Source organism: Clostridium sp. AM28-20LB (assembly GCF_003480665.1).
Lineage (GTDB): Bacteria > Bacillota > Clostridia > Lachnospirales > Lachnospiraceae > Otoolea > Otoolea fessa.
On sequence record NZ_QUJN01000001.1, the window covers coordinates 792,449 to 804,535 of the forward strand.

Annotated in this window: 11 protein-coding genes; 1 reads left to right on the forward strand and 10 read right to left on the reverse strand. The window is 48.1% G+C overall.

The features are described 5' to 3' along the window. Positions 1-83: 83 nt before the first annotated feature. The 4 genes from DW739_RS03510 to leuC all read right to left on the reverse strand — a co-directional run bounded on the left by DW739_RS03510 (position 84) and on the right by leuC (position 3,849). Positions 84-905, reverse strand: a complete 822-nt coding sequence (locus DW739_RS03510) for a cell wall hydrolase (RefSeq protein WP_022359395.1) — start codon at positions 903-905, stop codon at positions 84-86. Positions 906-1,406: 501 nt separating this feature from the next. Further along, positions 1,407-1,874, reverse strand: a complete 468-nt coding sequence (gene ybaK, locus DW739_RS03515; RefSeq protein ID WP_117796452.1) for a Cys-tRNA(Pro) deacylase — start codon at positions 1,872-1,874, stop codon at positions 1,407-1,409. A 40-nt stretch (positions 1,875-1,914) separates the two neighbouring features. Further along, positions 1,915-2,400 (reverse strand): 3-isopropylmalate dehydratase small subunit, encoded by a 486-nt coding sequence (leuD, locus tag DW739_RS03520; RefSeq protein ID WP_022359393.1) that lies wholly within the window; start codon positions 2,398-2,400, stop codon positions 1,915-1,917. Between the two features lie 183 nt (positions 2,401-2,583). Then, complete coding sequence (gene leuC / locus DW739_RS03525; protein WP_022359392.1) at positions 2,584-3,849, reverse strand: 3-isopropylmalate dehydratase large subunit; 1,266 nt, start codon at positions 3,847-3,849, stop codon at positions 2,584-2,586. Between the two features lie 352 nt (positions 3,850-4,201). Here leuC and DW739_RS03530 point away from each other — a divergent pair, with 352 nt between their 5' ends. After that, positions 4,202-5,086, forward strand: coding sequence for a LysR family transcriptional regulator (locus tag DW739_RS03530; protein ID WP_118742620.1), 885 nt, complete (start codon positions 4,202-4,204; stop codon positions 5,084-5,086). Between the two features lie 107 nt (positions 5,087-5,193). Here DW739_RS03530 and DW739_RS03535 read toward each other — a convergent pair whose 3' ends face one another. The 6 genes from DW739_RS03535 to DW739_RS03560 all read right to left on the reverse strand — a co-directional run bounded on the left by DW739_RS03535 (position 5,194) and on the right by DW739_RS03560 (position 12,069). After that, positions 5,194-6,363: an acyltransferase family protein gene (locus tag DW739_RS03535; protein ID WP_182427925.1), complete on the reverse strand. Its 1,170-nt coding sequence runs from the start codon at positions 6,361-6,363 to the stop codon at positions 5,194-5,196. A 145-nt stretch (positions 6,364-6,508) separates the two neighbouring features. Next, positions 6,509-7,531 carry a ketol-acid reductoisomerase gene (ilvC, locus tag DW739_RS03540; RefSeq protein WP_118482033.1) on the reverse strand — a complete coding sequence of 341 codons (1,023 nt, stop codon included), beginning with the start codon at positions 7,529-7,531 and terminating at the stop codon, positions 6,509-6,511. A 136-nt stretch (positions 7,532-7,667) separates the two neighbouring features. Next, entirely contained in the window at positions 7,668-8,168 is a 501-nt protein-coding gene (gene ilvN / locus DW739_RS03545) for an acetolactate synthase small subunit (RefSeq protein WP_118651104.1), read from the reverse strand. Positions 8,169-8,428: 260 nt separating this feature from the next. Continuing rightward, a complete protein-coding gene (gene nudC / locus DW739_RS03550; RefSeq protein WP_118742622.1) occupies positions 8,429-9,427 on the reverse strand; it encodes an NAD(+) diphosphatase in 999 nt (332 codons plus the stop codon). A 160-nt stretch (positions 9,428-9,587) separates the two neighbouring features. Then, positions 9,588-10,760 (reverse strand): carboxynorspermidine decarboxylase, encoded by a 1,173-nt coding sequence (gene nspC / locus DW739_RS03555; RefSeq protein WP_118742623.1) that lies wholly within the window; start codon positions 10,758-10,760, stop codon positions 9,588-9,590. A gap of 106 nt (positions 10,761-10,866) precedes the next feature. Further along, on the reverse strand, positions 10,867-12,069 hold the full coding sequence (locus DW739_RS03560; protein WP_022360539.1) for a saccharopine dehydrogenase family protein: 1,203 nt from the start codon (positions 12,067-12,069) through the stop codon (positions 10,867-10,869). Between the last annotated feature and the right edge of the window lie 18 nt (positions 12,070-12,087).

The window sequence follows — 12,087 nt, forward strand, 5'->3', positions numbered from 1 at the left end:
TGCTTACGACCATTCTAATACATTTTACGCAAAAAAGAAAGACAACTTTTCTCCAGCCATCTTTCTTTTCTGCTTTTCACTCTTTATTTGTAAAATTCATGTCCACCATGCTGCATGACATAGGTCAGCTTGCCATCGAACCAGCGTACATTGGAGGAAGCAGAGATTCCGCGGTTCATGAAGTACAGGGCGCCGCCCGAGTAATCCTCGCCTTCCAGTGCACGGTTGACGCAGTCAATTGTCTGCTGCGTTACCTTACAGCTGTTGATCGTTCCATCCAGTACCGGTGAGAACTGGGATGGTTCGTACACAACGGCTTTAACGCTGTTCGGGAATTTCTTGTTTTTCACCCGGTTGATGATTACATTTGCAACCAGTATCTTTCCCCTGTCGTCACACACACCCGCCTCCGCCTGCACAATTTTCTGCAGAACACTGTAATCTTCATCGCTGTAAGAGATGACTGCGCGTTCCCGGCGCTCCCGTTCTTCTGCTTCCTGCGCCGCCTGCTGGGTCTGCATTCGTACTTCTCGTTCGATTACCTCTACTTCCAGAGCTTCCTTCGCAAGTTCATCCTGAATCCCCTGCTCCAGCCTCTGTCCAAGTAGATGCTGACTTTCCTCGTTGGAGGCGAGAATCGTAAATTCTGATAAGCTCTCTGTCTCTGTCGTTTCTTCTGACTGCAGCATTTCTGTCAGTTCCACATCATCCGGATATTCCCGGTGTGCCGAGGCTGCATTTTTGCCAACGCCGCCAAAACTGACCGAATTAAATGCTATCACCGTCACAACCGCTGCCCCCGTCATCAATACGGCTGCGGTCCGGTACATCCTTTTTGTCACACGGACAAATAATGCCTTTATAAACTGATAAGCAGTCTGAAGAAATGTGTCAATGCTTGGCATACACTCTCCTCTTTCTATCAGTGCAGTCCTCCCAAAACCGGTCTGACTGCCATTTAACATCTGCGGCATCTTCTTTGGCTGTCTGATTTTTTCTGACAGCTAAGGACAGATCCTCTCTGCCTGTGCCGCTTCCTTCAAGTGACGGGAGACATTATATGTGGTTTCCGGCTTCAAAGTCAACGTCTTTTTTACATTTTTGTGACAAATCACGTTCTCATTTAACTTTTCCTTAATATTTATGTGAGCATTTTATAAACTTTTTTGCTTTTTCTTCCCAATTTTTATAAACTTTGGCTGGTATAAAATTTTCAATTTTTTACAATTCTGTTAAATTCTGCCCGTCAAAAAAACAGGCGAATCAAGTCGCCTGTTTTTTATGTCAACTGTAATAGAACAATTATGGTATCTGTAAATGTGTCAGACAAACTCCGATTATGTGAAACCAACACATACAATCCACTGTCCGGTGTCCGATCACTGCCACCCAAACTCTTTACCACTCTAGATCAGCGCTACAAACTGTGCATCCACATATTTTGCAAGTTCCTCCGGATTCAGAATGACCTGAACACCTCTCTGACCCGCGCTGATGCTGATTTTGTCGAAAATCTGCGCTGTTTCTTCTATATAAGTAGGGAACTTCTTTTTCATGCCGATCGGGGAACAACCACCTCGCATATAGCCAGTCAGCGGAAGAAGTTCCTTCATATGGATCATCTCCACTTTCTTGTCCTTGGAAGCCTTTGCCACCTTTTTCAGGTCCAGCTCCTCATCGACCGGGATACAGCAGACCAGATAGCCGTTCTTATCGCCCTTTAAAACGAGCGTTTTGAACATCGTGTCATGGTCCATCCCCATCATATCCGCCGCATGGCTGCCGGATAAGTCGTCCTCATCTACTTCATACTCGCCTGCTTCATAATCGATTCCAGCCGCGTCTAAAAGACGCATTACGTTTGTTTTTGTCATAAGCTAAACCCTTTCTGGAGACAGATTTAGTGCACTCCTCTTATTTCTGGTTGATATAGTTTACCAGTCCACCGGCTGTGATGATCTTCTGCATGAACTCCGGGAACGCCTGCCCCTGGAAGCTCTGGCCGGTGGTTTTATCGGTAATCACACCGCTGTCAAAATCAACCTCTACCTCATCACCAGCCGCGATTGCTTTTGCAGCCTCCGGGCACTCGATGATCGGCAGACCGATATTAATAGAGTTGCGGTAGAAAATACGTGCAAACGTCTCAGCAATAACACAGCTTACTCCTGCACATTTGATTGCCAGCGGCGCATGCTCGCGGGAAGAACCGCAGCCAAAGTTCTTATTTGCTACGATGATATCACCCTTCTGTACTTTATTTACAAACTCTTTATCAATATCTTCCATACAATGTTTTGCCAGCTCGTTGCCATCCGGAGAGTTTAAGTATCTTGCCGGGATGATAACGTCTGTATCTACATTGTCTCCATATTTAAATACATGTCCATTTGCTTTCATTTCTATATCCTCCTGCGATTTATCCTGTTATTTTATTCCAATTCACGAGACGGCACCTGCGATTGCAGGAACCCCTTCCCCGAACCGTAATATCCGTTTGTAACTGTTCAGCACCTTCACAGTCACCCGCAGATCTACTGAACAGTTACATCCGTTTTACTTATTCCTAAACTTTTATGCCTATTACAGTCCCAGTTCCGCCGGTCCGCTCACTTTTCCGGTAATGGCGCTGGCTGCTGCCACTGCCGGGCTTGCCAGATAAATCTCAGAATCCACGTGTCCCATACGTCCAACGAAGTTACGGTTGGTCGTGGATACACATCTCTCGCCTTCTGCCAGGATACCCATATAACCGCCCAGGCACGGACCGCAGGTCGGAGTGCTGACAACGGCACCAGCCTCGATGAAGGTCTCTAAAAGTCCCTCTTTCATGGACTGTAAATAGATCGCCTGTGTCGCCGGAATCACGATGCAGCGCAGACCTTTTTTCACTTTTCTGCCCTTTAAGATCTCAGCTGCGATACGCATATCCTCGATACGTCCGTTCGTACAGGAGCCAATGACAACCTGATCGATCGCAATGTCACCCACCTCATCGATCGTTCTCGTATTCTCCGGAAGGTGTGGGAAGGATACGGTCGGCTTTAACTCAGATAAGTCTATGGTGTACTCTTCGTCATACTCTGCATCCGGATCTGCCTCATATACCTTGAAATCACGTTTAGAATGCTCTTTTAAGTACTCGATGGTCTTCTCATCAACCGGAAAGATACCGTTCTTGCCGCCTGCCTCGATCGCCATGTTGCAGATCGTGAAACGGTCATCCATGGAAAGGTTCTTGATGCCCTCGCCGACAAACTCCATGGAACGGTACAGCGCGCCATCTACGCCGATCATACCGATAATGTGAAGAATGACATCTTTACCACTGACCCATTTTGCCGGTTTGCCGATCAGGTTGAACTTGATCGCGGACGGTACCTTGAACCAAGCCTTACCGGTTACCATGCCAGCTGCCATATCGGTACTGCCGACACCTGTAGAGAATGCGCCAAGTGCGCCGTATGTACAGGTATGGGAATCCGCACCGATGACTGCATCACCTGCTACAACCAGACCTTTTTCCGGAAGGAGTGCATGCTCGATTCCCATCTCTCCTACGTCAAAATAGTTGGTGATATCATGACGACAGGCAAATTCACGACAGCATTTGCAGTTTTCCGCCGACTTGATATCCTTATTCGGGATAAAATGATCCATAACCAGCGCAATTTTGTCATGATTGAATACCGTCTGGTTGTCCATCTTCTTCATCTCATTGACCGCTACCGGCGTTGTGATATCATTTCCAAGAACCAGATCCAGATCTGCTTCGATCAACTGTCCTGCTTTTACCTCTGCAAGACCCGCGTGCGCTGCCAGGATCTTCTGTGTCATTGTCATTCCCATGATTTATTTCCTCCTGCATATACATACTTGGTAACGGCTCCGATGCCCTTACTGTTATAGGAAAAAACTCTGTTCCAACGGTGCCGCTGCCATCTTTTGCCTTTTTATGTTTGTATTATAGCACCGGTTCTGTTATAATACAAATATATATTATTAATAGATACTATGAGTCGAAGTTATAGTGTCACTGTTCACGGGTAGGCACTTTTGGAACCGAAAGGGCCGTAAGAAAACGTGCCCAGTAACGTTATAGTGTCACCGATTTTTCCGATTGGAATACGAAGCATCCGCAAAATCCTGTCACATTTTGCACAACGTGTGAACTGTAGCTTTATAGATATAAAGGAGTATTATGGAACAACATTTAACCCAGTACCGTATTTTCTACGCCGTTGCACGCGCCGGCAATATTTCCCGCGCCGCCAAGGAACTTTTTATCAGCCAGCCCGCGATCAGCAAATCAATCAGCAAGCTGGAAGAAAGCCTCGGCATAGCACTTTTTATCCGCAATTCCCGCGGCGTCTCCCTGACCGCAGAGGGACAGGTCTTATTTCAGCATGTGGAAGCCGCCTTTGAAGCACTGGAGCGCGGTGAAAATGAGCTAAAACAGATCCAGAACCTCCACATCGGACAGCTCAAGATCGGCGTTAGCAACACTCTGTGCAAATATATTCTTCTTCCTTATTTAAAAGAATTTATTGCACAGTACCCGCATGTCCGAATTTTGATTGAAAGTCAGGACACCGCACGCACAATCTCGATGCTGGAACAGCAGAAGCTCGACATCGGTCTGATCGCCGAGCCCAAAAACCGCCGCTACCTTTCGTTTCTTCCCGTCATGCGAATCGAGGACACCTTTGTCTGTACCCGGTCTTATCTGGAAAATCTGCGGATCCGCGAAGGTGCCGATGTCGATCCGTTCGAATCCGGGACAATCCTGTTGCTCGACCGCAGCAATATGACGCGCACCCACATTGATGCGTACTTTGCAGAGCACGGAATTGAACCAAAGCAGATTTTAGAGGCAACGACGATGGATCTTCTGATTGAATTTGCCAAAACGGGACTCGGAATCGGATGTGTGATCCGCGAGTTTGTGCGGGAAGAATTAAAGGATGGTTCGCTGATCGAACTCCCGCTGGAAGTGCCAATCCGAAACCGAACGATTGGATTTGCTTATCATCCGACGGCGATGACGCGGACGATGAATGATTTTGTGCAGTTTTGTTCGGAATGATGAAATAATTGGCAACACGGACGCCATTTCCTATGAAACGAAAAAGTCCGGCGCATGGCGGTCTAGCTGCCATATGCCGGACTTTTTCTGTTTAGTTCCTATTTTTATCAATTTTCTTTTAAAATATTCTTCGCACATTTCCACACACATGGAAATATTTTCCCATCTACCAGCCAGACATACACTTTCGAACAAATTCCTATTAAAATACAGCTCAGAACCAGATTCACCCCGATCGCCAGCTTCTCTCCCGCCTCAGAATAAATGCTATAAAACCAACAGGAAAAGCTGGCAATGACAAGCCAGTGTGTCAGGAAGATTCCCATGCTATACTCGCCAATCCACAGAATCATTTTTTTGAGGGTCTCCGGGAGCCAGGTCTCCAGACCGCCGAGCCAGAAGAGACGGAAGCCTAAAATCATCAGGAATGCAGCAACATGACCATAGAATTCCATGGTTCCGAGTCCGCCTGGAAATCCATGCGCTCCCAATGTGGTTCCGATCCAGAAAGATTTTCGAACGAACCAGATGCTGAAAATCCAGAGGGCAGCACCAAAGATGCCATATTTTCCTTCTCCATCTTTAAGCAGATTCTCTTTTCGCTCTCTTTCTTTCATGGACTTCTCAACTGCCCGCATCAGCAGACAGATCCCATTTCCCAGAAGCAGGCAGATATAAAAGCTGTTCATTCCGATCAGCACTGCCGCGACGCCTGCCAGAATCAGAATTTTCTGGCGGGTTCCTACTTCCCGGAGGGCGGATGAAAGTACAAGAGTCAGAATACTTCCCATGAAAGTGTAGGTCAGCATCCAGGACGGACCATAGTACGTTGAATCAGCCTTGAAGATTGTATCAAACCAGGCATAGCGGAGCGCCTTCAGACCGCCTGGCAGATAGCTGTAAAAGTTGCTCAGCCACTCATTTTCCAGACGCGGCGCAACCCGCACTGTGTAGAAGAGACCGCTCCGGTAAAATAGATATGCCAGCAGAAATGTGACCGTCAACGGGCAGGTCAGTTTCAGATAGCGGCGCAGGATCTCTAAGCTCCACGAAGTAAATCGCCCGGAATATACCTTATCAGCTATCAGCATTCCGCTGATCATCAAAAAAAGACTAACCCCGAAGGTTCCATAGCGGAGCAGGGGAAGCGGTCCTATTTCCATCAGCGCATTTACCTTATTGCTGCCCCAACTCCCGAATGTACCGAACCAGTGACTTCCAAAAACCGCCAGACAGGCGTATGCCTTGATTATATTTACGTCATCATAGCGTTTCATCCGCGTTTCCTTTCCCATTCATATAAAAAGAATGTACCTTTTTTGTGTAATCGAACATTCCAAAGAATTTCCTATGAAACAAAAAAACAGGACCGCTGCAAACCTGCAGCAGCCCTGTATAAGATTTCCTATATTCGAAAAACGATTAGTTGTTGATCAGCTTATCGTTCTCGTTGTTCCAGCTGTAAAGCTTACGGATCTCTGCGCCGACTTTCTCAGACGGATGCTCGGAAGCAAGCTTTCTCATAGCCTGGAAGTGTACCTGACGACCTGCCGGGGACATATCCAGTAAGAACTCTTTTGCAAAGGTACCGTCCTGGATATCGGACAGAATTTTCTTCATAGCTTTCTTTGTCTCAGCGGTAACGATCTTCGGTCCGGTTACATAATCGCCGTACTCAGCTGTGTTGGAGATGGAGTATCTCATACCAGCGAAACCAGACTGATAAATCAGGTCTACGATCAGCTTCATCTCGTGGATACACTCGAAGTAAGCATTTCTCGGGTCATAACCAGCCTCACACAGAGTCTCGAAACCAGCCTGCATCAGAGCACAAACACCGCCGCAAAGAACTGCCTGCTCACCGAAGAGGTCTGTCTCAGTCTCGGTACGGAATGTAGTCTCCAGAAGACCTGCTCTAGCGCCGCCGATACCAAGACCATAAGCCAGTGCACGGTCAAGTGCCTTGCCTGTATAATCCTGCTCTACTGCTACCAGACACGGTGTACCCTTACCAGCCTGATACTCACTTCTTACAGTGTGACCCGGTGCCTTCGGAGCGATCATGGTTACATCGACATTCTTCGGCGGTTTGATGCATCCGAAGTGGATGTTAAAGCCATGAGCGAACATAAGCATGTTGCCCTCTTCCAGGTTTGGCTCGATGTCTTTCTTGTACATATCTGCCTGAAGCTCATCGTTGATCAGGATCATGATGATATCAGCCTGTTTTGCAGCCTCTGCTGCGGTGTATACTTTAAATCCCTGTGCCTCTGCTTTTGCCCAAGACTTGCTGCCCTTGTAAAGACCGATGATAACATCGCATCCGGACTCTTTTAAGTTCAGGGCATGTGCATGACCCTGGCTGCCGTAACCGATAATAGCAATCTTCTGTCCTTCTAATAAGGATAAATTACAATCTTCCTGATAGTAAATCTTTGCTGCCATTTTTCATTTCCTCCTTGGATCTAACAAAAATAAAATAAATTTATTATAAAGCATAGACCGGCGCCTCTCTGTGCGTCTTTGGACCAAACTTTGTAAACCTGTTGAATGCCTTGTATCCAGTCTATCGACGGATGTACTATGGCAGATAGCGGATATCATCCGCACCTCTGGAAAGACCGGTAAGACCTGTTCTGGCTAATTCCAGAATCTCATAATCTTCCAGAAGATTAATCAGCGCGTCCTGTTTGGACTGGTCGCCTGTCAGCATAACAGTGACAGATTCTTTTCCCACATCGACAATCGACGCACGGAAAATCTCGGAAATCGCATTGATCGCCATCCGCTGGTTCGCATTTGCCCTCACCTTGACGAGCATCAGCTCACGATATACGGAATGACCTTCCCGCAGTTCCTTGATGTCGTGTACATCTTCCAGTTTTCCAAGCTGCTTCTGAATCTGCTCCAGAACCTGATGATCGCCCAGCGATACAACCGTCATACGGGAGTATCTCGGATCCGCGGTCACGCCAACTGTAAGACTTTCGATATTATATCCGCGGCGGCTGAAAAGTCCAGCCACACGGCTTAAAACGCCGGCAGTATTATCTACCAGCAATGATAACACAATTCTGCTCATGCAATCTTCCCACCTTGATCTTCTGTCTTGTTCGTATAGCCTTAATGATAGCAACCAATTCTTAGTTTGTCAACTAATTAAAAGGAATGCTTTGTATTCCTCAGAGATATATCATTACTGTTCACGCATACGTGCCCAGTAACGGAATTTGCCGTGGCTCCGCATTTAAATACGGCAAATTCCTGCTGCCACCACGTTTTCTTACGGCACTTTCGGTTCCAAAAGTGCCTACCTGTGTACATTAACGATATATCAACTCATCATTTCTGATGTTCCTGCCACTTTTTTTCCCAGTCCGGACCGTATTTAAAATACATCTTCATCTCGGTTCCGACACTGATGAGGCGTGCATCGTCCGGGATCTCTTCACGCGTATACCAGCCTGCCTCAGAAAGCTCGTCCTCCTGCAGCCGGATCTTATCGTCCCCATCCAGTTCTGCAAAAAATCCGATCATCTCCGTATCAGTAAACGCCCACGGCTGACTCTTGAAATAGCGGATATTTTTAACTTTCAGCCCGACTTCCTCCATCACTTCGCGGCGGACGGTCTCTTCAAATGTCTCCCCGATCTCGACAAATCCAGCGATCAGCGCATATCCACGGTAAGTACTGTGGTTGACGCGGTAGCGCGACATAAGAAGTTTGTCCCCGTTCGTGATCGCCACGATGACTGCCGGGGAGATCTTTGGATATTCCGTCTGGCCGCAGACCGGGCAGACGAGCGCCCGCTCGATCTTGCTGTCCTCCGTCTTTGCCCCACAGCGCCCGCAGAACTGACGGCTCTGTCTCCAGCGCCACAGCTGTACCGCCGTGATCGCTGCAAATGCCTGGTGCATCGGCTCCATCGCACGGATGTCGGTCGGCGTTTTCCATGCATAGTAAAGCTGTTCCAACTCTTTTTCTGCCCCTTTCAGGGTACCAGAATCCGTCTTCCCAGCTTCCATATTATTTTTGTCCGAAACAGGCATCTGACCAGCCCCTTCTTTTAGCTTTGCCAGAATCTCTTCTGCTTCTTTCTCCGGCACACTGACCAGAAAATATGGCTTCTCATCAACCGAAAAGAGATAGACCGCCCGATCCATCAGTTCCGGAACTGCCGCCTCAATCTCCTCCCGGCGCGGGATAGTAAGCACATGTTCCTCCGCGGTCTCACGCAGAAGAATCCGGCTTTTCTGGATGCAGAAGACGTAGTCCTGTGCTCCAGGTTTCTGAATGTGGTATGTATTGTCGTAGCGATGTGGTGCGATGTCCTGTATCATAACTTTATCTCTCTATCCTTTTATTCTCCAAAACTTGTGCAACCGTTATTTCCATACTGTGTAACGGCTGTCCTCGCAGACATTCTTTGTAATCTTTCTGTAAGTCTCTTCATTTTACTCTTTTTATTAAAAAAATACAATTCCTCGGCTCGCCCCAGACTTACAACCGTCCCACAAAATCCTCATATCCAAACGCCCGCACCACTTCCGCTGTCCCATCTTCATGCCGGTATACGATCGACGGAAGCGGCATTCCATTAAAGGTATTATTTTTGACCATCGTATAGAGCGCCATATCGCCAAACACCAGCCGTCCACCCTCTTTTAGCGGTGCATCAAACGAATAATCCCCGATGCAGTCCCCCGAAAGACAGGTTGGTCCGCCCAGGCGGAACGTATACGGCTTTTCGCCCGCTTCTCCCGCTCCGATAAGCGGCGGACGGTACGGCATTTCCAGCACATCCGGCATATGGCAGGCTGCCGAGGTATCCAGAATCGCAATCTGCATGCCGTTTTCCATCGTCTCCAGCACGGAAGTTACAAGAAATCCCGCGTTTAAGACAACTGCCTCGCCCGGTTCCAGGTATACTTCCACACCATATTTTTCGCGCAGCCCGCGCACCAGGCGGATCAGGCGTTCCCGGTCATAATCTTCTCTCGTAATGTGGTGTCCGCCGCCCAGGTTCAGCCATTTTACCTTTGAAAACCAGGCTCCAAAGTTCTCCTCCGCTGCCCGCAGCGTCGTCTCCAGGTCATCTGAATTCTGCTCGCAGAGCGTATGCATATGAAATCCATCCAGATACGGAAGGATAGTTTCTTCAAAGTTCCCCGCCTCCGAAAGCATCGGAAGAGTCGTCCCCATGCGTGATCCCGGCGCACACGGATCATAGATCGCGTGCCCCTCCTGCGTGGAACACTCCGGGTTCAGCCGGAGTCCCGCCTGTTTTCCGGCTTTTTTTACTTTTTCACCATATTTCAGCACCTGCCCCGGCGTATTAAAAACGATGTGGTCGGCATAATTTAAAATCTCATCAAACTCATCCGGGCGATAGGCGGCAGAAAACACATGGGTCTCCCCGCCAAACTCCGTTTTTCCAAGCCGCGCCTCATAAAGCCCGCTCGCCGCGGTTCCCGACAGATACTGACGAATCAGCGGGTAGACCGAATACATGGAAAATGCTTTCTGTGCCAGCAGAATCCGGCATCCAGCCCGCTCTGCCGTATCTTTCAAAATTTCCAGATTTTTCTTTAAAAGCGTCTCATCCACCACATAAAATGGCGTGCGGATCGCCGCCGTGTCCCGGAGAACCCCAGCCGCCTCCCGTTCCTGCATCTGTTTTCCTTCCTTTCCTTCTCGCTTCCATCTTCCCTGTCCATTCTCTTCCTGCGCCTAAAAAACGCAAAATAAAACCAGTTTCTTACATGGAGGTATTTTTATCTTAATCCACCAGTGCCGGATCCCAGGATTCCTTCCACGGAAGTCCCCATTTATTTAACGCATCCATAAATGGATCCGGATCAAATTCTTCAATATTATAAACGCCCGGTTTCTGCCAGGTTCCATTCATCACCAGCATCGCACCGATCATCGCCGGTACACCGGTTGTGTAGGAGATCGCCTGGGAACCAACCTCTTTGTAGCACTCCTGATGATCACAGATATTATATAAGTAATACTTCTTCTCTTTTCCATCCTTCTTACCCTGGAAAATGCATCCGATATTCGTTTTTCCAACAGTACGAGGACCAAGGGATGCCGGATCCGGAAGCACTGCCTTTAAGAACTGCAGCGGTACGATCTCTTTTCCTTCGTACATAATCGGCTCGATCGAAGTCATGCCGACGTTCTCCAGACACTTTAAATGGGTCAGGTAACTCTGACCGAAGGTCATGAAGAAGCGGATCCGCTTGATTCCCGGCATATTGAGCGCCAACGATTCGATCTCCTCATGGTGAAGCAGGTACATATCCTTCATGCCGACGCCGTCAAAATCATACTCTCTCTTGATCTCCATCGGTTTCGTCTCTACCCAGTGTCCATCTTCCCAGTAAGAACCGTTTGCCGACACCTCCCGGATATTGATCTCCGGGTTAAAATTGGTTGCAAACGGATAGCCGTGGTCGCCGCCGTTGCAGTCCAGAATGTCGATGTAGTTGATTTCGTCAAATTCATGTTTCAGCGCATATGCCGAAAACACACCGGTTACACCCGGATCAAAGCCGCTTCCCAGCAGTGCGGTAATGCCCGCCTCTTTAAATTTCTCACGGTATGCCCACTGCCATTTATACTCAAATTTTGCCGTGTCCTCCGGCTCATAGTTCGCAGTATCGATATAATGGGTTTTCGTCGCCAGGCAGGCATCCATGATCGTCAGATCCTGGTACGGAAGCGCCAGGTTCAGCACCACATCCGGGTTAAATTTCTCAATCAGGGCAATCAACTCGTCCACGTTGTTTGCATCCACCTGTGCGGTCTGGATCTTTGTCTTGGTGGTTCCCTCTAATTTTTCTTTCAGCGCATCGCATTTGGACTTCGTCCGGCTTGCAATGCAGATCTCCTCAAATGCCTCGCTGTTCTGGCAGCACTTGTGAATTGCTACGGAAGCTACGCCTCCACATCCGATAATTAACGCTTTTCCCATCTTTTTTTCCTCCTGTAT